The organism is Pseudomonas sp. B424 (assembly GCF_055408345.1).
Map to the genome: position 1 here is coordinate 105,363 of NZ_JBUZTL010000005.1, position 21,589 is coordinate 126,951.

Sequence of the window (21,589 nt, forward strand, 5' to 3'; positions counted from 1 at the left end):
AGTACCGCGCAGGGCCAGCACCGCAGGGCGCTCAAACGATTTAGTTGGCACTCTCACAGAAATGACATTTTTTTTACTATCGGTTCACAAACTCAATACAGTAGCGCCCGCACACTCACGCCCCCCTGCGTTTAAGGAAAAACAACAATGCGTCTGCTGCATACCGCGCCAATGCGCTACCTCCTTCTGTTGACTGGCTGTTGGCTGGCGACCTTCCTTATCACCCGAGGCGTTTTGCTGGTCACCCATCTAGGAGAGGCCGGAAACAACTGGCTGCCGGTGTTTGGTATTGGCTTGCTGTATGACCTTGGCTTTTTGACCTATGCCGCCTTGCCGCTGGGCCTGTATCTACTGCTGTGCCCGCCTGCCCTGTGGCGTCGACGTGGCCATCAGTGGTTCCTGCAAGGCCTGCTGACCGTCAGCCTGTTCGCCATGTTGTTCACCGCCGTGGCCGAGTGGCTGTTCTGGGATGAATTCGGGGTGCGCTTCAACTTTATCGCCGTGGACTACCTGGTCTATTCCGATGAAGTGCTGAACAACGTGCTGGAATCCTACCCCATCGGCCTGCTGCTCAGCGGCATCGCCCTGACGGCCCTGGTGTTGAGCCTTGCCTTGCGCAAGCCGTTCAAGGCCGCGATCAATGCTCCACTGCCGACTTTTCGTACACGTATCGCCACCTTCGCTGGCCTGTTGCTGGTAGCAGGTCTGAGCCTGCAACTGCTTGACCAGGATGGCCCGCGTGGCCAGGGCGGCAACGCCTATCAGCATGAACTGGCAAGCAACGGCCCGTATCAGTTCTTCGCCGCGTTCCGTAACAACGAGCTGGACTACCAGCAGTTTTACGCGAGCCTGCCCGCCGACGTGGTGGCCAAACAATTGCGCAACGAGCTGGCAGAACCCAACGCGACCTTTGTTGGCCAGGACCCGCTGGATATTCGCCGCAACATCGACAACCCCGGCACTGCGCGCCAGCCCAACATTGTGCTGGTCACCATCGAAAGCCTGAGCGGCAAGTACCTGGGCAGCAACGGTGATGGCCGCAACCTGACGCCAAACCTTGATCAGCTGCGCAAAGAGAGCCTGTACTTCAATAACTTCTATGCCACCGGCACTCGTACCGACCGTGGTCTGGAAGCCATTACCCTGGCCATTCCACCCACGCCGGGCCGCTCGATCGTCAAGCGCATCGGCCGTGAAAGCGGCTTCGCCAGCCTGGGCCAGCAACTTAACGCCGTGGGTTATGACAGCGTGTTCGTGTATGGCGGCCGCGGTTACTTCGACAACATGAACGCGTTCTTCAGCGGCAACGGCTACCGTGTCGTCGACCAGAGCAGCGTGAATGAAGCCGATATCCACTTCAAAAACGCCTGGGGCATGGCTGACGAAGACCTGTACCGCGAAACGCTGAAGCTGGCCGATGCCAACTATGCGCAACAAAAGCCGTTCCTGCTGCAGTTGATGACCACCTCCAATCACCGTCCGTACACCTACCCTGAAGGCCGCATCGACATCAAGTCGGGTAACGGTCGCGACGGCGCGGTGAAATACACCGACTACGCCATCGGTCAATTCCTCAAGGATGCGCGTAACAAGCCGTGGTTCGACAACACGATCTTTGTGTTCGTGGCAGACCACACCGCAGGCAGTGCCGGCAAAGAAGACTTGCCGATCACCAACTATCAGATCCCGCTGTTTATTTATGCGCCAAAATTGATCGAAGCCCGTGAGGAGTCGCAACTGGCCAGCCAGATCGACCTTGCGCCGACCTTGCTCGGCCTGTTGAACCTGGATTACCAGTCGACGTTCTTCGGTCGCAACCTGCTGCAGGACAACCCGCTTGCGCCGCGCGTAGTGGTGGGCAACTACCAGCACCTGGGCCTGTTTGACGGCAAAGACCTGGCGATTCTCAGCCCGCGTCAGGGCCTGCGCCGACACGACGAAGCGTTGACTGCCAGCATTGAGTCCCGCGCACCGGCGACCGATCCGTTGGTTGAACGGGCGATCACCTACTACCAGGCCGCCAGCCATGGCTATAAGCAACAACTGTTGGGCTGGAAGCCGTTGAAATTGGCGCCGGTACAGACAGCAGCGAAGTAAGGCCGCTCCACAGGTAAATCGAGGTCGAACAAGCACAAAAAAGCCCCGCCTGATTACTCAGGCGGGGCTTTTGCGTATCGGGGTAAGGCTGGCTGTCGGGTAAGAGACGGCCATTGCTGACCGTCCCTCCCCTAAGAACTGTACGTGCGAGTTTCCCCGCATACAGCTCAAGCCTTTGTAAGCCCCTTCTCAATTGAAAGAGCCGGTGCCGTACTGTGTAACTGTCGATGACAATTGGGATGCAGCAACACCAGATTGTCCAGCTCGTCTCCTCCGCCCTTGTGCCGCTCGACGACATGGTGAATGTTCCATCCTGTCTCGAACGTGATCAACTGCTTGCACATCGGGCATCGCTTGCTCTGGCCAAGCCATAGCGTCAGCGTCTTCCGTTTCCCCTCATCCGAACTTCGCCATGCATATTCCAGCCGTTGCTCGAAGTACATCTCGTCCTCTGGGGCGTATGGGTTAGCCTCCGCCTTGATCTTGGTATGCCGTTTGATCGGCGTATCGCTGGCGTACAACAAGTGGAGCAGTTTGCCGCTGGGGTGTAGCCCGGAGAATACCCAACTGCGTGTTCCCACGCGCTTGAAGTACTTTTCCTTGATCCAGCGTTTGCAGCGATTCAGATGTCGCCGCCTGCACCATCGCCATAACAATTTCCAGATCCTGTAATCCACATAATTGAAGGTCTGCTTGGCAACTACTGGCCGGTGATAGTTGGCCCAACCCCTAATGACGGGGTTGATCTTGTCTATCAGTAAGCTGGCCGGCAGTGTCTTGTTCCCATCAATCAGCGCCTTAACCTTGACCAGAAATGCCTTCACGTTCTTGTGGGCTGGCTTTATCAGCAGCTTGTCACCGTACTTGCGAACATTCTGACCGAGGAAATCGAACCCATCCGATACATGCGTGAACAGCGTTTTCTCCGCCGCAAGGCTCAACCCACGCTCGGCCATAAAGGCTTCGACGACAGGTTTAACCTCGTTCTCCAGCAACTCCTTCGAGATGCCAGTGATGACGAAATCGTCCGCATACCGCACGTAGTTGACCTTGGTCTTGTAGCTGGCTTTGGTATTGCGCTGCCCGAATCGAGATTCGAGCTCCTTTTCCAGTCCATCAAGGGCCAAGTTGGCCAATACGGGAGAGATAATGCCTCCTTGCGGAGTGCCCGCCCCGGTTGGGCTCAATCGGCCGGATTCCATATATCCCGCCTTCAGCCACCTCCTTAGAACCACCTTGTCCATCGGGACGTTGATGATCAGCCAGTCGTGACTGATGTTGTCGAAACACCCCTTGATGTCGCCCTCCATGACCCACTGCGCAGAGTGCTTACGACCGAGATTGACGAACAATTGCTCGATTGCATCTGCCGTGGAGCGATGAGGACGAAAGCCATAGGAGTTTCGGTCGGCTGTGGTCTCGGACACCGGTTCGAGGGCAAGCAGGTATAACGCCTGCATTGCTCGATCCAACATCGTCGGAATCCCCAGCGGTCTGCGCTGGCCATTTGCCTTGGGAATGTAAACCCGCCGCAGTGGTCGGGGCTTGTAGCCCCTGCGCTCTAACCGAAAAACTGCCTTCCATTTGCTTTCAGGCGTACTCCAGGTTTCCCCATCGACGCCGGGAGTCCTGCGACCCCGGTTTTCAGTGACCCGTTTGACTGCCAATGTCTTGGCTGCAAACGAGCGAACCAGCATCCGCTGCAAGGTTTTCACCTGCCGCCATTGCCGATTCTTGGCTGCCTTCGCGATCCGTACCTGTAGCCCTCGCACCTGTCGATGACCTGTTTCCCAGTCTATCGAATGCCAACTGGTGGCCAGATGGGAGGACGCAGGTACTTCTATTTCAGACGCACTCATCTTGCTTTTCCTCCAGAGAAGATTTCCCTAGAGGGCAGCAGACGCACGTCGCCCTTGTGGGGGAGTGAGTGCACTGCCCCGCAAGGGATTTCTATAAATTAGACGCAGCCGGTCAGACCGACACACGCCTGTTCTTGATGGCTTTACAAGCCTTCTCGCGATCAAAGACCAGTCGGAAGTCAGCACCGTTTCCAGTCAGGGCAGAGCCCTTATCCAACCCCATTACAGGGAGGCATTCGCTTTTTCCGACATCCTCTACCCGCATTTTCAACAGTCTTCCTCACGGTCGACCTGCCTTGCCATACAGGCCAATGGCGAAAATACGGGCTTACCGAGTTCCATAACCGTCACAAGGATGGGTTAGGCCCTGCCTATTCACCGATGACTCAATGTCAGCGTGCCCCCAGATGTAAAAGGAGCAACCAGTCATGCACCATTTTGGTCAAAGCCTATCAGCAACTTTGGCTCCATGCGGTTGACGGTGTTTATCAGCAGTTCACTTACGTTGGCCATACCAACCAGCCTAGCGTCTCACCCGCGTGTTGCTCGCAGGATCTGCATGGCACCTCACGGTAACCAAACACCACAGAATCATGGGACTACATTGTCAGGAAGCTTCGCACCCCGCCGTTACCAGCGACGCACTATCCCTAGGCTACTTTTGGCTGAACAAAAGGTCTCGCGCCCCTCTACCTTGCGGTTTCCGGGTGAGACAATGACAGCTATGGCTTGCGCCCTATAGATAGGAGCAGGCCAGCTCTTTGGACACGATTTCCCATACCTCCCTCGCAGTATTTCAAAATCTGCAAGCTCAGTACGCATATCGTTCTGATGATTTCCTGAGAGAAAATCACGATATATAGGCGACATTGCGCCGAATTCTAAGCACCTTGTGGGTGCCGGAAATCCGGGTTTTGACGCCCGGACTTCGGGTTTTTTAAGCTGTTTCTGCGGGAAAGTGATCACCGGTTCAACCGGTGATCACCTAAGATGTAGCCCGCTAGGTGCTTCTACCTATAGCGACTCTCGTCGCACTACATCATGCCGCCCATACCACCCATGCCGCCCATGTCTGGCATACCGCCGCCAGCTGCCTTGTCGTCCTGGATCTCAGCGATCATCGCCTCAGTGGTGATCATCAGGCTGGCAATCGACGAAGCCGCTTGCAGAGCCGAACGAGTCACTTTAGCCGGGTCAAGGATACCCATTTCGATCATGTCGCCGTATTCGCCAGTGGCTGCGTTGTAACCGTAGTTACCCGAACCCTGCTTCACTTTGTCGACAACTACGCTTGGCTCGTCACCGGAGTTGGCAACGATCTGGCGCAGAGGTGCTTCAACAGCACGACGCAGCAATGCGATACCAACGTTCTGATCAGCGTTGTCGCCTTTCAGGTCAGCAATGGCCTGCAGAGCGCGAACCAGTGCCACGCCACCGCCAGGTACCACGCCTTCTTCAACGGCTGCACGAGTTGCGTGCAGGGCGTCTTCAACGCGGGCTTTCTTCTCTTTCATTTCTACTTCGGAACCAGCGCCAACCTTGATTACTGCAACGCCGCCAGACAGCTTGGCCAGACGCTCTTGCAGTTTTTCACGGTCGTAGTCCGAAGTGGTGTCAGCTACCTGGGCACGGATCTGAGTCACGCGAGCCTGGATATCAGCTTCAACACCGGCACCGTCGATAACAGTGGTGTTTTCTTTGGTCACGGTGACGCGTTTGGCATTACCCAGGTGTTCCAGGGTAGCGCTTTCCAGGCTCAGACCGATCTCTTCGGAGATAACGGTACCGCCAGTCAGAACAGCGATGTCCTGCAGCATTGCCTTGCGACGATCGCCAAAACCAGGTGCTTTGACAGCAACTACTTTCACGATACCGCGCATGTTGTTCACAACCAGAGTCGCCAGGGCTTCGCCTTCAACGTCTTCGGATACGATCAGCAGTGGGCGACCGGCCTTGGCAACAGCTTCCAGAACTGGCAGCAGTTCACGGATGTTGGAGATCTTTTTGTCGACCAGAAGGATCAGCGGACCGTCGAGCTCGGCAGTCATGGTTTCTGGTTTGTTGACGAAGTACGGGGACAGGTAGCCGCGATCGAACTGCATGCCTTCAACAACCGACAGTTCGTTTTCCAGGCCCGAGCCTTCTTCAACGGTGATCACGCCTTCTTTACCGACTTTTTCCATGGCTTCGGCAATGATGTCGCCGATGGAGCTGTCGGAGTTGGCAGAGATGGTACCTACCTGAGCGATGGCCTTGCTGTCAGCGCATGGCTTGGCCAGCGATTTCAGCTCTTTGACAATGGCGATGGTCGCCTTGTCGATGCCGCGTTTCAGGTCCATCGGGTTCATGCCGGCAGCGACGGCTTTCAGGCCTTCGTTGACGATCGACTGAGCCAGAACGGTTGCAGTGGTAGTACCGTCACCAGCGTCATCGTTGGCACGGGAGGCAACGTCTTTAACCAGCTGCGCGCCCATGTTTTCGAAACGGTCTTTCAGTTCGATTTCTTTGGCGACGGAAACGCCGTCCTTGGTGATGGTCGGAGCGCCGAAGCTCTTCTCGATGATCACGTTACGGCCTTTAGGGCCCAGGGTCGCTTTTACTGCGTCAGCCAGGACGTTTACACCGGCCAGCATTTTTTTACGGGCGGAGTCGCCGAATTTAACTTCTTTAGCAGCCATGTTCGTTCTTCCTTAAATACTTTGTAGTAACGGGAAAAGGAGCGGGAAATCAGCCTTCGATAACAGCGAGAATCTCGTTCTCAGCCATAACCAGCAGGTCTTCGCCGTCGACTTTCACAGTGTTGCTGCCGGAGTAAGGGCCGAACACAACCTTGTCACCCACTTTCACAGCCAGCGCACGCACTTCACCGTTGTCCAGAACGCGGCCAGTGCCTACAGCGAGAATCTCACCGCTGTTGGCTTTTTCGGCAGCGGAACCCGGCAGAACGATACCGCCAGCGGTTTTCTTTTCTTCTTCGCTGCGACGGATTACGACGCGGTCATGCAGAGGACGAAGCTTCATTGTCGATCTCTCCTAATTGTGGTGTTCATCGGCCGGTGTCAATACCGGCTGGGTTTGCAAGTCCGGAAATGCCGGGTGCGATTCGCTGAGGGGATAGTGCTGTTGCCAGTAAAACCCTGCGGTGTCCGTTACATAAGGGCGCATCCACTTATTACAAGGGCGCACCCATGAAATTTTTAACCTTGTGTGCTGCCGAAAACAAACACGGCACCCAAGGTGCCGTGTTGATAACGCCAAACGCCTTATTTGTCGCGGTGCTCGAACTCGCCTTCGATAACATTGGGCTCACGCCCCAGGGGCTGGTGGTTTGCAGGACGATTGGCGGCTGCAAAATCATCGGCAAATGCACGCTGGCGAATGGCCTGTTCTTCTGCACGCTTGCGCAGACGATTGACCAGGAACCGGCGAACCGGCGGGAACAGCAACAGCAGGCCGGCTGCATCGCTGATAAAACCTGGCAGTACCAGCAAGCCGCCACCCAGCGCCAGCATCAGGCCTTCAAGCATTTGCTGGGCTGGCAGCTCGCCGCGATTAAGGCTTTCACGCGCCCGCAGCGCCGTGGCCAGGCCTGCGACGCGAACCACCAGAACACCCAGCATGGAGCCGGCAATGATCAGCAGCAACGCAGGGAAAAACCCGATAGCGGTGCTGACCTTGAAAAAGACATACAGCTCTAGCACTGGAAACAACAGAAAGAGCAATAGAAAAGCACGCATCAAATGATTCCTCTCCGGAAGAATATCTTCCAACCCATCTTAGATGACGGCGTGCCTCTCCAAATTCAAGGCTATGCCGTCTGTTTTTTCGGCCACTCACTTGCCCGAGCCAGTAAAACCAGAGCTTCGCGCACCTGTGTCGAAGTGTTGCAAGGCTCTGGAAAGCCCAGCCAGTAGAGGCCTTCACCTATACGCAAATGCATGCCTTCGCTGTCGATGCCCACCAGCTTAGCTGGCTGTGTTTGCGGTAACCCGGTCAATTTGACGTAGTGCTCGATGGCATTGGCATGGTCGTCATTCATATGTTCGACCATGCGCAGCTCGACTTGCCCGGCAAAGGGGTTGACCAGCGTGACCTGATCCAGCCAGTGGATGGCTCCAAACCCCCCTATATAACGGTGGCGAACCGGGTTAAGCACCCAAAAATCAAAATCATGGGCGGTGTCATAGCCCCTGGCCTCAGGGAAGTAGCGGTAGTAACGCTCGGCTGCGGCTTCGATCGCGCTGGCCTCGGTCAACTGCTCGGCTTCGGCCAGGTACGTCAGGCGCCCAACAGCCTGGACATCCTCTGCTCCACGCTCTGCGACCATCAAGGAGCACTTGGGGTCCTTGCGCAGATTATGGGTGTGCTGGGCAATACGGCTGATCAAAATCAGTGGCCGCCCTTGGTCGTCCAGGCAATAAGGCACCACGGAGCCGAAAGGAAAGCCCGGCATGGCCTTGGACTGAGTGGACAAGGCGCCACGGTATTCCTTGAGCAGTAGTTCTCGGGCATGCTTGGCAGCTTCAACGCTCAACTTATGACTCCTTAATAAAAAATCCGTCGATAACGGTCGAGATCAGGGCACTCATGCAACTAAAAGACAAAGTAATCATTATCACTGGCGGCTGCCAAGGGCTGGGGCGCGCCATGGCTGAGTATCTGGCGGCCAAGGGCGCCAAACTGGCATTGGTGGATCTCAATCCGGAAAAACTCGAATTGGCGGTCGCGGCCTGTCAGGCACAGGGTGTAGAAGCCCGCGCCTACCTGTGCAACGTCGCTGACGAAGAACAGGTTACGCAAACCGTTGCCCAAATTGCAGAAGATTTTGGCGCGATCAATGGCCTGGTCAACAATGCTGGCATTTTGCGCGACGGCTTGTTGATCAAGGTCAAGGACGGGGTGATGACCAAGATGAGCCTGGCGCAATGGCAGGCAGTGATCGACGTCAACCTGACCGGCGTTTTCCTGTGTACCCGTGAGGTGGCGGCGAAAATGATCGAGTTGAACAGCCAGGGCGCGATTATCAACATCTCGTCGATCTCGCGCGCCGGCAACGTCGGGCAGACCAACTACTCGGCAGCCAAGGCCGGGGTAGCTGCGGCAACCGTGACCTGGGCCAAGGAGCTGTCGCGCTATGGCATTCGCGTTGCCGGGATTGCACCGGGCTTTATCGAAACCGAAATGACCCTGGGCATGAAACCCGAAGCCCTCGAAAAAATGACGTCCGGCATACCGCTCAAACGCATGGGCAAAGTCGAAGAAATCGCCCACTCGGCGGCGTACATTTTCGAGAACGACTACTACACCGGGCGCATTCTGGAGCTCGATGGCGGGCTGCGGATTTAAACCAAGACCCTGTAGCCGCTGCCGCAGGCTGCAATGGGCAGTGCAGCGGCTACAGATTGGTGTGAACGTTTACCAGGTCACACCAAACCCTACTGTGTAGCGGGTTTTGTTGAGAGCATTGTCTGAGCCGCTTGAGCTGCCAATCAGGTCTTTTTCTGCCTTGAGGTTGAGCGATGCCCACTCCGTCACCTTGTAACGCAGCCCGATCTCAGAATCGAGGTTGTAGTCCGCCCCCCCCTCCAGTGACTTGCCCAACTCACCATTGGTGAAGATGGACACGGTTTTGCCCATCAGGTAACGGTTGTAATCCCACTTCACTGCCAGCGAGTAGAAATTGTCTTTCTTGCCGTCAGAGTATTCATAGTCGGTACGGTTCAGCAGTGAACCCAGCGAGAACGCACCCAGTTCGTCATCCCAAAACTGGTAGCCCGGGCCCGTACCCACCGTGCGCTGGCGGGAAATGTCTTCCACCCTGTCGCGGTTGTAGGTCAGGCGGCCCTGCCAGTACCACTTTTCATCGATGAAGTGATCAAGCGCGTACTCGGCGGTCCAGTTGTCGGCGGTTACCACATCGTTCTGAAACTCGCGGTTGTATTCGCCTTCTGCGTGATGACGCCATGCCCCGTGACGGGCGGTGGTCTTGAAGTCGATGTCGTAGTCATCGGTGTCCTTGTCCGCCCGTTTGTAGTCCAGCGCCACATCGACGTTGCCTTTCCAGACCAGGTCTTCAATCACGGGTTTGGGCTTGATGATCTGCTGAATACTGGCCAGCGCGACTGTCTTCGGCGTCTCGCCATTGGCCAGGGTTACGCTGCCGTCTTCGGCCGCGAGCAAGGACTTGGCCTTTTCGCCGGTATAGGCATCTTGCTTGACCAGCAGCTCCTGATCACTCTCCAGTGTTTTGACCTGCTTCCAGTCAATGGGAACGTTACCCGCGTATTCGGTCTGGATCAGCAACTTGCCGCCATCGAATACTTTGATCTTGCCGCTCAGACGGTCGCCGTTTTTCAACCACACGGTATCGGCAAGCAAAGGCGAAGAGGCACTAAAGACAGCAAGGCATAACAGGGTTCTGGACAACATAAGCGGACGAGGAACTCAGGAGTACGAAAGATTGCCGGCATTATCCTGTTGGACACGCCCTTGAGGAAGAAAGACCGACTCATTGTGTTGGAGTTCCCTCTATAGTTCAGTTCAAACTTCAGCCCTTTGATCAGAAGTACACCGTGAGCACACCGACCGCCCCTCCTCAAACCCCGGCCGAGATTCGTCGAACGGCGCTGTATTCAACCTTGATGATGGTGCCCGCCGGTTATGTGGTGTCTTACGGCCAGCTTGCCGAACTGGCCGGGCTGGGTCGGGCGGCACGCTGGGTTGGGCGAACGCTCGGCCAGCTCCCCGAAGGCACACGCCTGCCCTGGCACCGGGTACTCGCCGCTGGCGGGCGCATCAGCTTGCCGGCAGGCAGCCCGTCCGGTGACGAACAGCGTGCGCGTTTGCGCGCCGAAGGCATCAGCATCATGAATAATCGCGTGGATATACAACGCCATGGCTGGCGCCCGATAGAGCACTGCGGTTAGAGTGCGCCCTTTGTTTCCGCAACCAGAGGCAGACTCCAGTCCATGCCCCGTAAAACCTGGCGCGAAGCGCTAGCTGCCTATTCCAGCCCCTCCACCCTTGTGCTGTTGCTGCTCGGTTTTGCTGCCGGCCTGCCGTACATGCTGGTGTTCTCAACGCTTTCCGTCTGGTTGCGCGAAGCCGGTGTGGCTCGTGAAACCATCGGCTATGCAAGCCTGATCGGGTTGGCCTACGCCTTTAAATGGGTGTGGTCCCCGCTACTGGACCAATGGCGTTTGCCGCTGCTCGGAAAACTGGGCAGGCGTCGCTCATGGCTGGTGCTGTCACAGTCGCTGGTGATCCTGGGCCTGATCGGCATGGGCTTTTGTGACCCGCAAAAACACCTTTCCTGGCTGATAGCCATCGCGGTTGTCGTGTCCTTCGCCTCGGCGACCCAGGACATTGCCGTAGACGCCTATCGCCTGGAAATCGCAGAAGACAACCGCCAGGCCGCGCTCGCCGCCAGTTACATGTCCGGGTATCGCGTGGCGGCCCTGCTGGCCACCGCTGGCGCCCTGTTCTTTGCCGAGGGTTTCGGCTCTACGGGCTTCAACTACAAGCACTCGGCCTGGACCGGCACCTACGTGCTGTTCGGCTTGCTGATGGTGCCCGCGCTGCTCACCACCCTGTTCATGCGCGAACCGCCAGTGCCTTTGCGCACCCAGTTGTCGGCCGGGCGCTACAGCTTCGGTCATCAATTGGCGTCTGTTTTCGTACTGATTGTGCTGCTGGTTTCAGTCCCTGCCATGTTCACTCAGCTCTACAACACCGATTTTGCAGGTGTGCTGTTTGAAGGCATCAGCCCGATGAACCTGGTAATGGAAGATCGGGCCTTTCTGCGGGCGATCCTGTACACCCTGCTGACGGTGCTCTGCCTGTCGTCTATCGGACGACGCGGGCTGGCTCCGGTGCTCACACCGGTAAACGACTTTATCGTGCGCTATCGCTGGCAAGCCCTGCTGTTGCTCGGCCTGATCGCCACCTATCGCATGTCGGACACAGTCATGGGCGTGATGGCCAACGTGTTCTATATCGACCAGGGCTTCACCAAGGATCAGATCGCCGGTGTCAGCAAGATTTTCGGTCTGATCATGACCCTCGTCGGCGCCGGCATGGGCGGCCTGTTGATTGTGCGCTTCGGTATTTTGCCGATCCTGCTGATTGGCGGTGCAGCATCGGCAGGCACCAATCTGCTGTTCATGTTGCTGGCCGACATGGGCCCGAACATGGAGATGCTGGTCGTCACGATTTCACTCGACAACTTCAGTTCCGGCCTCGCCACCTCGGCGTTCGTGGCCTACCTGTCCAGCCTGACCAACCTCAAGTTTTCCGCCACCCAATACGCCCTGCTCAGCTCCATCATGTTGCTGCTGCCACGTTTGATGGGCGGCTACTCGGGGGTCCTGGTCGAGAAGTATGGTTATCACCAGTTCTTCATCATCACTGCACTGATGGGCATTCCGACGCTGCTGCTGATCAGCCTGCACTGGTACCAGGAAACCCGCCGGGCGCGCCAGAAACCTGCTGTCGTCCTCGAAAAACACCCGTAAATACACGGGGGAGCCCCTCTCCCCCGCCCACCCTGTACGCAAGCACGTCACGCCCGTACAATGCCCAGTCATTTCTAGTCATCAGCACGGCAACGACTAACCATGCGCACCAGTCAATATTTGCTCGCCACACAGAAAGAAACGCCTTCAGATGCGGTCGTTATCAGCCACCAGCTGATGCTGCGCGCAGGCATGATTCGCAAACTTGCTTCCGGCCTGTACACCTGGCTGCCCATGGGCCTGCGGATCATGCGCAAGGCCGAAGCCATCGTTCGCGAAGAAATGAACGCTGCTGGCGCTCTGGAAGTGCTGATGCCGAGCATCCAGCCGGCTGAGCTGTGGCAGGAGTCCGGGCGCTGGGAAGAATACGGCGCCGAACTGTTGCGCCTGAAAGATCGTCATGGTCGCGAGTTCTGCGTAGGCCCGACCCACGAAGAAGTCATCACCGATCTGTGCCGCAACGAGCTGAACAGCTACAAGCAGTTGCCGATCAACCTGTACCAGATCCAGACCAAATTCCGTGACGAAACACGCCCGCGCTTCGGTTTGATGCGCGGCCGCGAGTTCATCATGAAGGACGCCTACTCGTTCCACGTAGACAACGCTTCGCTGCAGGTCACCTATGACCGCATGCACCAGGCCTACTGCAATGTATTCACCCGCCTGGGCCTGAACTTCCGTCCGGTTGAAGCAGACAACGGCTCCATCGGCGGTGCCGGCTCCCACGAGTTCCACGTACTGGCCGAGTCCGGCGAAGACGACATCGTGTTCAGCAATGGTTCCGACTACGCGGCCAACATCGAAAAAGCCGAAGCCGTTCCTGTCGAAACCTCGCGTCCTGCTGCCACCCTGGAGCTGCGCCTGGTCGACACGCCAGATGCCAAAACCATCGCGCAGCTGGTCGAAAACTATGACCTGCCCATCGAAAAAACCGTCAAGACCCTGATCGTTCATGCCGCTGAAGAAGGCAAGCTGATCGCACTGGTCATCCGCGGCGATCACGAACTGAACGAAATCAAGGCCGGCAACCATCCGTTGGTGGCAAGCCCGCTGACCATGGCTTCGGACGCAGAACTGCGTGACGCCATCGGCGCAGGCGCAGGCTCCCTGGGCCCGCTGAACCTGCCGCTGCCGTGCATCATTGACCGTTCAGTCGAGCTGATGAGCGACTTCGGCGTGGGTGCCAACATCGACGACAAGCACTACTTCGGCGTGAACTGGGAACGCGACCTGCCAGTACCGACCGTTGCCGACCTGCGCAACGTGGTTGCCGGCGACCCGAGCCCGGATGGCAAAGGCACGCTGGAAATCAAGCGCGGCATCGAAGTCGGCCACATCTTCCAGCTGGGCACCAAGTACAGCGAAGCGATGAAGTGCCAGGTGCTGGGCGAAAACGGCAAGCCGGTCACCCTGGCAATGGGCTGCTACGGCATTGGTGTTTCCCGCGTTGTAGCGGCGGCCATCGAGCAGAGCAACGACGAGCGCGGCATTATCTGGAGCGATGCCCTGGCACCTTTCCAGGTAGCACTGGTTCCCCTGCGCTACGAAACCGAAGCGGTTCGCGAAGCCACTGACAACCTCTACGCGCAACTGACGGCAGCGGGTTTTGAAGTACTGCTGGACGATCGCGACAAGAAAACCAGCCCCGGCATCAAGTTCGCCGACATGGAACTGATCGGCATCCCTCACCGGATCGTGGTCAGCGACCGTGGCCTCGCAGAAGGCAACCTGGAGTACAAGAGCCGCACCGAAGCAGAGCCGCAAGCCCTGCCCGTTGCTGACGTACTTGCTTTCCTTCAGGCGCGTATCCGTCGCTGAAACCAGATAGAGACGCCATGTTCACTCGAAACACCTTAACCCTCGGGGGCGCCGCCATGTGCGGCGCCCTGCTGCTGAGCGGCTGCGCCAATCATATGTCGCAACGCAGCGAGCACGAGGAGCGCATCGAGCGAAAGCTGCTCGCCCACAGCCTCCAGATCGATGTTGGCTCGCCAGCAGTGCTTGAGTTGCCGCAACGCCGTGTGCGCATCAATGAACAAAAGACCTTTGAGGTCACCGAGTTCGATGTCACACGGCATTACGACCGCTATACCCCTTACCAGCCCTGGCGCGAAATCTATGAGATCCCGCTGGGTACGGTGGCAATCGTGGCCGGGGTGGGCGCCAATGTGCTTAACGTCTTCATGTTCGGGCAGCTGCCTGACAGCGTGACCAAGGACTGGATCAACTACGGCTTCGCGGGTGTAAACCCGGCGATGAACGTGCAGTCCCACGGCCGCGCCGAGCAGAACCTGGCAGGCATTGATGATATCCAGCGCGACAAGCGCCTGGAGTATTCAAGCCTGCCATGGGCCGAGCGCCCGGTTGTGGTCAAGGCCGGCAAGCAGAGCCATGAGCTGACAACCGACCGCAACGGCGTCCTGCGACTGAACCTGCTGGACAGCCCTTTTGCCGAGCAAGATCTCAACCACATCGGCAAACTGAGCATTACTGTTGAAGACGCCCAGGACGAAACCCATTCGGACTCGACCCTGTCGATCAGCAGCAGCCTGCGCGGCAAGTTGCTTGAAGCGCATAACCTGATCTACGACGACCTGGAGGGTGACGATGTCAACCAATGGGTACATCGGGTCAAGCGCTTGTCAGAACTGGGGCTGGAAGAAGAAGCCAGTGAACTGGAACAAAGCCTGATTGAACTCACACGCAACGACCCCGAGCTACAACGTGAATTCCTGCAGTCTCTGACTAAAAATGCCGGGCGACTGGTGGCGGACCCCGGGGTTAGCTGACGTAACCCTGACTTGTAGGGGCGGTGGTACGACGATTCGACTTGCTCGCGATGATATCGCTGCGGCTTGCCTGTCAGACTGCAGCGCCTGCAAGCCCGCTCCCACAAAGGGCAGGTCCGCTTACCCCTTGAACAACTCCAACTGTTCAAAACCACTGTTCAAATCCTGCAAACGCACGCCAAGCCCAAGCAATCGAACGGGCCTGGCGCCGCGTGCAAACGCCTGACTCAATAAGCTCTGATAGCTCTCAAGGTCACGACCCGCACCGGATTGCTCCAGCGTGGTTTGGGTAAAGTCGTGAAACTTCACTTTGACGAACGGCTTGCCGGGCCGGTAGCTGCTGTCGATGCGCGCAATGCGCCCGTTAAGGGTATCGAGCAACGCCGGGAGTTTTTCCAGGCAACTGGCCAGATCGGGCAAATCCGTGTCGTAGGTGTTTTCTACACTCACCGACTGACGCCGACTGTCGCTCTGTACCAAACGCTCATCAATCCCGCGCGCCAACCCCCAAAGCCGCTCACCGAAGCTGCCAAACTCACGTACTAATGCCAGCTTGTTCCAGTCACGCAACTGAAGACAGGTTTCGATACCCAGACGCCCAAGCTTGTCTGCCGTGACCTTCCCCACCCCGTGCAACTTGTTGACCGGCAACGCCGACACAAAGTCTTCGACCTGATCCGGGGTAATGACGAACAGCCCATTGGGTTTTTTCCAGTCGCTGGCGATCTTGGCCAGGAACTTGTTAGGTGCTACACCCGCCGATACGGTGATGTGCAACTGATTGGAGACCCGGCGCCGGATCTCCTGGGCAATGCGCGTGGCGCTGCCGGAAAAATGCGGGCTATCCGATACATCCAAAAAGGCCTCGTCCAACGACAGAGGCTCAATCAGTTCGGTGTAATCACGCAAAATGCCGTGAATCTCTCTGGACGCCTCTTTATAGGCATCCATCCTGCCGTTGACGATGATCAGGTCCGGACACAGCTTGAGCGCATGCCGGGAAGACATCGCCGAACGCACACCATAGGCTCGCGCTTCGTAGTTACAGGTAGCGATAACACCACGATGATCCGCCGACCCTCCTACAGCCATCGGCTTGTTGGTCAGGCTCGGGTCATCGCGCATCTCAATAGCGGCATAGAAACAATCACAATCGACGTGGATGATTTTGCGCTGCGTCATGTAAGGCGACGTTCTTAAAGGAAGTAGGCAATGCGGATCGCCAGTATGTCACTGCGAACTGTATATAGCACCAGTAGTCGTGATTCTGCCCGACAGACGCTGAGATTTTCGATGTTGAATTTGTTTTCTCAATCGAATCAACCACCCTAATAGAGCCACACCCCTTGTGCCATATGGCCTGCAGCCCTTTCAATAACCAATTTTTTGATCTAACCAATTGAACCAGAACACTTTTTTCTAAATTAACGTTTGACAGCCCAGCGTATCGCTGTAGAATCCACCCCACAGACGCGGGATGGAGCAGTCTGGTAGCTCGTCGGGCTCATAACCCGAAGGTCGTCGGTTCAAATCCGGCTCCCGCAACCAAACATCGAAAAAGGCTACTCGAAAGAGTGGCCTTTTTTGTGCGCGTCTATTTTGTGCCCTGCCAAGCCAGGTACCTCGCACCTGCGAGAGCTGACTTGCCAGCAATACAGGCACCACCATCCTCCAGCCAGTTCCCGCAACCAATTAGCATCTGCATCCATAATTCAGCTGTTTCGATCTAATTTGCTGCATTTACGCATTAAAGGTTGACTCCCTACCGCATCACTGTAGAGTGCGCTCCACAGACGCGGGATGGAGCAGTCTGGTAGCTCGTCGGGCTCATAACCCGAAGGTCGTCGGTTCAAATCCGGCTCCCGCAACCAAACATTAAAAGGCTGCTCGAAAGAGTGGCCTTTTTTGTGCCCGGGTGTTTTTGCCCTCCCCTCATCATTGGGAAGCGCGGAATTAAAAACCGGGTATTTCAATCGCTTACGACATTTAAGGGTTGACACCTCAGCGGTTCGCTGTAGAATCCACCCCACAGACGCGGGATGGAGCAGTCTGGTAGCTCGTCGGGCTCATAACCCGAAGGTCGTCGGTTCAAATCCGGCTCCCGCAACCAAACATCGAAAAAGGCTACTCGAAAGAGTGGCCTTTTTTGTGCGCGCTCGAAAAGTCTGCCCCAAGCGTTTATTGACATTAAACGTCATATTTCTGAAAGTCCCTTCGTCTATGCTGTGCGACAGCAATATTTATCTTTTTCCCAGAGGCCAAACCTGAACCTCAGGCAAACAAGTGAAATATTTAGAAATATTTTGACCAAAAGGATTGGTAACTTGAGCCTATGCCTCCATCCTATCGCGCACGATCCACGAGGTGATTGATGCCCGATAACTCGCCAGAACTTAAAGAAGCCGTTACAGCAGCCCACCCGATTGCCGCGACCCGTTTGCGCTGGCTGGATTTGTTGAGCAAGTATCGCCAACCCATTGGCCTGGCACTCACGCTGCTGCTGTTTGCGATAGCGCTGATTGCGTGTCGCCACCTGCTTAGCGAACTTGATCTGTACGCCCTGCACGACTCAATCCTGGAAGTCCCCAAGCCCGCCCTCCTCGGCGCCGTGGCTGCGACTGCCGCAGGCTTTTTGATCCTGCTCGGCTATGAGTGGTCTGCCAGCCGGTATGCCGGGGTCAAGCTGCCACCCAAAACCCTGGCCCTGGGCGGCTTCACCGCCTTTGCCATCGGTAATGCCATTGGCCTGTCACTGCTCTCCGGCGGCTCTGTGCGTTATCGCCTGTATGCCCGTCATGGCGCAGGCGCATCAGAAGTTGCCCACATGACGCTGTTCGCCAGCCTGTCACTGGGCTGTGCGTTACCCCCCCTCGCAGCACTGGCGACGCTGAGCAACCTGCCCGCAGCCTCCGCAGCCCTGCACATCCCGGCTTATCTATTAGGCGCGATTGCATTCGCGGTTCTGGCGCTGTTTGGCTTGTTGGCGCTGGGCATCTATCGTCGACGCCTGGCCGAACAACCGATCCCGGACAACCTGCTGGTCAAGGCCGGGCGTCGCACGCTGCGCCTGCCAAGCCCGCGCCTGACCTTCCTGCAACTGGTGATCACTGCACTGGACGTCGCCGCCGCGGCCACCGTGCTGTATTTGCTGCTGCCTGAAGCACCGCCTTTTGGCGCCTTCATGCTGGTTTATCTGCTGGCACTGGCTGCCGGCGTACTCAGCCACGTGCCCGGCGGCGTCGGGGTCTTTGAAGCCATCTTGCTGGCCGCCTTTGCCGACAAGCTCGGCGCGGCACCACTGGCCGCCGCACTGCTGCTGTATCGCATGATCTACGTGATCCTGCCGCTGCTGATTGCCTGCCTGTTGCTGTTGATGAACGAAGCTCAACGCCTGATTCATACCCGGCAAAGCCTGCGGGTTGCCTCGGGCCTGGCCGCTCCTGTGCTGGCGGTACTGGTATTCATGTCCGGCGTGGTTCTGCTGTTTTCCGGGGCCACTCCAGAGATCGACACCCGCCTTGAGCACATTGGCTTTCTTATCCCCCATCGCCTGATTGACGCGTCGCACTTTGGCGCCAGCCTGATCGGCGTACTGTGCTTGCTGCTGGCTCAAGGCCTGCGCCGCCGCCTGTCTGCCGCCTGGATGCTGACCACGATCCTGCTGCTGGTGGGCGCCGTACTGTCCCTGCTCAAAGGCTTTGACTGGGAAGAGGCCACCATCCTGGTCCTGACTGCCAGCCTGCTCGGGCTGTTCCGCCGCTCGTTCTATCGCCCGAGCCGCCTGACCGAGCTGCCGTTTTCACCGCTGTACCTGGTGGCCAGCGTCTGTGTGCTGGGCGCCTCGATCTGGTTGCTGCTGTTCGCCTACCAGGACGTTCCTTACAGCCATCAACTGTGGTGGCAGTTCACCCTCGACTCGGACGCCCCCCGCGGCCTGCGCTCATTAATGGGTGCGGCAGTGCTGCTGGTAATCGTGTCGCTGACCTGGCTGCTGCGCACCGCGCGCCCGGTGATCCACTTGCCCGACGCCGAGGAACTGCAAAGAGCCGAGAAAATCCTTCTGGCCTCCGACCAGCCCGACGGCGGCCTGGCACTGACCGGCGACAAGGCGCTGCTGTTTCACCCGGATGACAACGCCTACCTGATGTACGCCCGCCGCGGGCGCAGCCTGGTGGCGCTGTACGACCCGATCGGCCCGCCCCAGCAACGTGCAGAGCTGATCTGGCAGTTTCGCGACCTGTGCGACACCTTCCATGCTCGCCCGGTGTTCTATCAGGTCCGCGCCGAGAACCTGCCGTTCTATATGGACATCGGCCTGACCGCGATCAAGCTTGGCGAAGAAGCCCGGGTCGACTTGCACCGCTTTGATCTCGAAGCCAAAGGCAAAGAGATGAAAGACCTGCGTTACACCTGGAACCGCGGCACCCGTGACGGCCTGTCCCTGGAGATTCATGAGCCGGGCGAAGCACCGATGGATGAGATGAAGGTGATTTCGGATGCCTGGCTCACCGGTAAAAACGTGCGCGAAAAGGGCTTCTCCCTGGGACGGTTCAGCGAGGAGTACATCAAGCACTTTCGCGTGGCGATCATTCGCTTTGAAGGCAAACCGGTGGCTTTCGCCAACCTGCTTGAGACTCACAGCCACGAGCTGTCGAGCCTCGACCTGATGCGCGCCCATCCGGACGCCCCAAAACTGACCATGGAATTCATGATGGTCGGCCTGATTCAACATTATAAAAAGCATGGATACGCGCGCTTCAGCCTGGGGATGGTACCGCTGTCCGGCCTGCAACCGCGGCGCGGGGCGCCTTTGACCCAGCGTTTGGGATCGATGTTGTTCCAGCGCGGCGAGCACCTGTACAACTTCCAGGGTTTGCGTCGCTTTAAAGACAAATTCCAGCCTGACTGGGAACCTCGTTATATGGCCGTGCCCGCCGGACTGGATCCGCTGGTCGCACTGGCTGATACCGCCGCCCTGATTGCAGGCGGCTTGACTGGATTGGTGAAACGTTAATGAAACATCGTTCCTGGCGGTTTTTGTTGCTTGCCTTGATAGTTCTGGCCGCGCTTGCCGCAGGCGGCTACTGGTTCTGGAATCGCCCCGCCCCAGAACCGACGATAGAGCACCTGAGCCAAACCGATGGCTCAACCCTGACCAAAGTCACTCCCGGTCAGAAAACCCGGGCCCGGGTAGTGATCGCCACCCCGGCCGAAGAAGCGCTCAACGACAAACAACTGCTGGCCCTGAGCCGCGGCGGCAAAGCACAACTGGTGCAGGTGATCCTGCCCAAGGACGATTGCACCCTGCAACAGCAGGCGCTGCAAAACGCGCTACAACAACTCAATGGCCCTGCAACCCTGGTCAGCGGTATCGGCCCGGGGGCAACCCTGGCATGGCGCTGGCTGGCCGAGCAAAACAACGACAAGGCACAAGCCGTGTCAGTGGGCTTCAAGCTTGAAGAACCCGGCTGCGCCCTGCCCGTCCCGAAATCAGCTGCCCACGGTAACTGGCTGGTAGCCTGGAACGACAACCCGGACGACCCAAGCGCCGCGTTCGTACGTGATCAGCCCAATGCCCAGACCAGCATCAGCGACTACGACATTCATTACCCGCAGGTACTGAGCAATGAGCTGCGCAAACTGCTGGTAGGCGATGAAAACGGCGGACTGAACATGCCGGTGGTCGAAGTGCCTGCTGGCCAGCAGAACAGCACCGTGACCCTGTTCCTCTCCGGTGACGGCGGCTGGCGCGACCTGGATCGCGACGTGGCCGGTGAAATGGCCAAGATCGGCTACCCGGTCGTGGGCATCGACATGCTGCGCTACTACTGGCAGCACAAAACACCCGAGCAGAGCGCCACCGACCTGACCGAGCTGATGCAGCACTACCGTCAAAAGTGGGGCACCCAGCGCTTTGTACTGGTCGGCTACTCGTTTGGGGCTGACGTACTGCCAGCCACCTTCAACCGCCTGCCTGAAGCCGAGCAAAAGCGCGTCGACGCAATCATGCTGCTGGCCTTTGCCCGCAGTGGCAGTTTTGAGATCCATGTTGATGGCTGGCTCGGCAAGACCGGTGCAGAAGCGGATACGGGCGAGGAAATGTCCAAGCTGCCCGCCAGCAAAGTGGTGTGCATCTACGGCGCAGAAGAAGTCGATGAAAGCGGCTGCACCGCCAGGACAGCCGTCGGCGAAAGCGTGAAACTGCCCGGAGGTCACCACTTTGACGAGAACTACCCGGCCCTGGCCCAGCGCCTGGTAGACCTGATCAAGAAGCATCAGGCTACAGCCGAGTAAACAACCCGTGGGAGCGGGCTTGCTCGCGATGCAGGCG

At 57.7% G+C, this 21,589-nt stretch carries 15 protein-coding genes and 3 tRNA genes; 11 read left to right on the forward strand and 7 right to left on the reverse strand.

Annotated elements, in window-relative coordinates:
* Positions 1 to 147 precede the first annotated feature (147 nt).
* Complete coding sequence (locus ACZRMS_RS08655; protein WP_463994984.1) at positions 148 to 2,097, forward strand: LTA synthase family protein; 1,950 nt, start codon at positions 148 to 150, stop codon at positions 2,095 to 2,097.
* A 167-nt stretch (positions 2,098 to 2,264) separates the two neighbouring features.
* Here ACZRMS_RS08655 and ltrA read toward each other — a convergent pair whose 3' ends face one another.
* From ltrA to ACZRMS_RS08680, 5 genes are all read right to left on the reverse strand, one after another.
* Positions 2,265 to 3,956, reverse strand: a complete 1,692-nt coding sequence (gene ltrA, locus ACZRMS_RS08660) for a group II intron reverse transcriptase/maturase (RefSeq protein WP_074227440.1) — start codon at positions 3,954 to 3,956, stop codon at positions 2,265 to 2,267.
* A gap of 1,034 nt (positions 3,957 to 4,990) precedes the next feature.
* Entirely contained in the window at positions 4,991 to 6,634 is a 1,644-nt protein-coding gene (gene groL, locus ACZRMS_RS08665) for a chaperonin GroEL (RefSeq protein WP_019827814.1), read from the reverse strand.
* A gap of 49 nt (positions 6,635 to 6,683) precedes the next feature.
* On the reverse strand, positions 6,684 to 6,977 hold the full coding sequence (locus ACZRMS_RS08670; RefSeq protein WP_019827816.1) for a co-chaperone GroES: 294 nt from the start codon (positions 6,975 to 6,977) through the stop codon (positions 6,684 to 6,686).
* A 242-nt stretch (positions 6,978 to 7,219) separates the two neighbouring features.
* Positions 7,220 to 7,693 (reverse strand): FxsA family protein, encoded by a 474-nt coding sequence (locus ACZRMS_RS08675; protein ID WP_463994985.1) that lies wholly within the window; start codon positions 7,691 to 7,693, stop codon positions 7,220 to 7,222.
* A 71-nt stretch (positions 7,694 to 7,764) separates the two neighbouring features.
* Positions 7,765 to 8,490, reverse strand: coding sequence for a HugZ family pyridoxamine 5'-phosphate oxidase (locus tag ACZRMS_RS08680; RefSeq protein ID WP_463994986.1), 726 nt, complete (start codon positions 8,488 to 8,490; stop codon positions 7,765 to 7,767).
* Positions 8,491 to 8,543: 53 nt separating this feature from the next.
* Here ACZRMS_RS08680 and ACZRMS_RS08685 point away from each other — a divergent pair, with 53 nt between their 5' ends.
* Complete coding sequence (locus ACZRMS_RS08685; RefSeq protein ID WP_048358940.1) at positions 8,544 to 9,302, forward strand: SDR family oxidoreductase; 759 nt, start codon at positions 8,544 to 8,546, stop codon at positions 9,300 to 9,302.
* A 69-nt stretch (positions 9,303 to 9,371) separates the two neighbouring features.
* Here the strand turns inward: ACZRMS_RS08685 and ACZRMS_RS08690 are convergent, their stop codons facing one another.
* Complete coding sequence (locus ACZRMS_RS08690) at positions 9,372 to 10,385, reverse strand: DUF481 domain-containing protein (protein WP_463994987.1); 1,014 nt, start codon at positions 10,383 to 10,385, stop codon at positions 9,372 to 9,374.
* A gap of 143 nt (positions 10,386 to 10,528) precedes the next feature.
* Between ACZRMS_RS08690 and ACZRMS_RS08695 the strand changes: the two genes are divergently transcribed.
* The 4 genes from ACZRMS_RS08695 to ACZRMS_RS08710 all read left to right on the forward strand — a co-directional run bounded on the left by ACZRMS_RS08695 (position 10,529) and on the right by ACZRMS_RS08710 (position 15,258).
* Positions 10,529 to 10,882, forward strand: coding sequence for an MGMT family protein (locus tag ACZRMS_RS08695; RefSeq protein ID WP_463994988.1), 354 nt, complete (start codon positions 10,529 to 10,531; stop codon positions 10,880 to 10,882).
* 42 nt (positions 10,883 to 10,924) lie between these two features.
* On the forward strand, positions 10,925 to 12,469 hold the full coding sequence (locus ACZRMS_RS08700) for an AmpG family muropeptide MFS transporter (protein WP_463994989.1): 1,545 nt from the start codon (positions 10,925 to 10,927) through the stop codon (positions 12,467 to 12,469).
* Positions 12,470 to 12,571: 102 nt separating this feature from the next.
* The gene (locus tag ACZRMS_RS08705) at positions 12,572 to 14,287 is read left to right on the forward strand and encodes a proline--tRNA ligase (protein WP_463994990.1); all 1,716 of its coding nucleotides are present in this window, start codon (positions 12,572 to 12,574) and stop codon (positions 14,285 to 14,287) included.
* Positions 14,288 to 14,304: 17 nt separating this feature from the next.
* On the forward strand, positions 14,305 to 15,258 hold the full coding sequence (locus ACZRMS_RS08710) for a hypothetical protein (RefSeq protein ID WP_463994991.1): 954 nt from the start codon (positions 14,305 to 14,307) through the stop codon (positions 15,256 to 15,258).
* Between the two features lie 120 nt (positions 15,259 to 15,378).
* Here ACZRMS_RS08710 and dinB read toward each other — a convergent pair whose 3' ends face one another.
* The gene (gene dinB / locus ACZRMS_RS08715; protein WP_463994992.1) at positions 15,379 to 16,440 is read right to left on the reverse strand and encodes a DNA polymerase IV; all 1,062 of its coding nucleotides are present in this window, start codon (positions 16,438 to 16,440) and stop codon (positions 15,379 to 15,381) included.
* 289 nt (positions 16,441 to 16,729) lie between these two features.
* Here dinB and ACZRMS_RS08720 point away from each other — a divergent pair.
* The 5 genes from ACZRMS_RS08720 to ACZRMS_RS08740 all read left to right on the forward strand — a co-directional run bounded on the left by ACZRMS_RS08720 (position 16,730) and on the right by ACZRMS_RS08740 (position 21,552).
* Positions 16,730 to 16,806: transfer RNA gene (locus tag ACZRMS_RS08720), tRNA-Met, on the forward strand.
* A gap of 246 nt (positions 16,807 to 17,052) precedes the next feature.
* Positions 17,053 to 17,129, forward strand: a tRNA-Met gene (locus tag ACZRMS_RS08725).
* A gap of 162 nt (positions 17,130 to 17,291) precedes the next feature.
* Positions 17,292 to 17,368, forward strand: a tRNA-Met gene (locus ACZRMS_RS08730).
* A gap of 261 nt (positions 17,369 to 17,629) precedes the next feature.
* Entirely contained in the window at positions 17,630 to 20,272 is a 2,643-nt protein-coding gene (mprF, locus tag ACZRMS_RS08735) for a bifunctional lysylphosphatidylglycerol flippase/synthetase MprF (RefSeq protein ID WP_463994993.1), read from the forward strand.
* A complete protein-coding gene (locus tag ACZRMS_RS08740; protein WP_463994994.1) occupies positions 20,272 to 21,552 on the forward strand; it encodes a virulence factor family protein in 1,281 nt (426 codons plus the stop codon). Before mprF ends, ACZRMS_RS08740 begins: the two co-directional genes overlap by 1 nt.
* Positions 21,553 to 21,589 lie beyond the last annotated feature (37 nt).

What these genes read in the sequence shown, in the direction of transcription:
- ACZRMS_RS08655 (WP_463994984.1), top strand. Translation starts at nt 148, where the DNA reads ATGCGTCTGCTGCATACCGCGCCAATGCGCTACCTCCTTCTGTTGACT.
- ltrA (WP_074227440.1), bottom strand. Translation starts at nt 3,956, where the DNA reads ATGAGTGCGTCTGAAATAGAAGTACCTGCGTCCTCCCATCTGGCCACC.
- groL (WP_019827814.1), bottom strand. Translation starts at nt 6,634, where the DNA reads ATGGCTGCTAAAGAAGTTAAATTCGGCGACTCCGCCCGTAAAAAAATG.
- ACZRMS_RS08670 (WP_019827816.1), bottom strand. Translation starts at nt 6,977, where the DNA reads ATGAAGCTTCGTCCTCTGCATGACCGCGTCGTAATCCGTCGCAGCGAA.
- ACZRMS_RS08675 (WP_463994985.1), bottom strand. Translation starts at nt 7,693, where the DNA reads ATGCGTGCTTTTCTATTGCTCTTTCTGTTGTTTCCAGTGCTAGAGCTG.
- ACZRMS_RS08685 (WP_048358940.1), top strand. Translation starts at nt 8,544, where the DNA reads ATGCAACTAAAAGACAAAGTAATCATTATCACTGGCGGCTGCCAAGGG.
- ACZRMS_RS08690 (WP_463994987.1), bottom strand. Translation starts at nt 10,385, where the DNA reads ATGTTGTCCAGAACCCTGTTATGCCTTGCTGTCTTTAGTGCCTCTTCG.
- ACZRMS_RS08700 (WP_463994989.1), top strand. Translation starts at nt 10,925, where the DNA reads ATGCCCCGTAAAACCTGGCGCGAAGCGCTAGCTGCCTATTCCAGCCCC.
- ACZRMS_RS08705 (WP_463994990.1), top strand. Translation starts at nt 12,572, where the DNA reads ATGCGCACCAGTCAATATTTGCTCGCCACACAGAAAGAAACGCCTTCA.
- ACZRMS_RS08710 (WP_463994991.1), top strand. Translation starts at nt 14,305, where the DNA reads ATGTTCACTCGAAACACCTTAACCCTCGGGGGCGCCGCCATGTGCGGC.
- dinB (WP_463994992.1), bottom strand. Translation starts at nt 16,440, where the DNA reads ATGACGCAGCGCAAAATCATCCACGTCGATTGTGATTGTTTCTATGCC.
- mprF (WP_463994993.1), top strand. Translation starts at nt 17,630, where the DNA reads ATGCCCGATAACTCGCCAGAACTTAAAGAAGCCGTTACAGCAGCCCAC.
- ACZRMS_RS08740 (WP_463994994.1), top strand. Translation starts at nt 20,272, where the DNA reads ATGAAACATCGTTCCTGGCGGTTTTTGTTGCTTGCCTTGATAGTTCTG.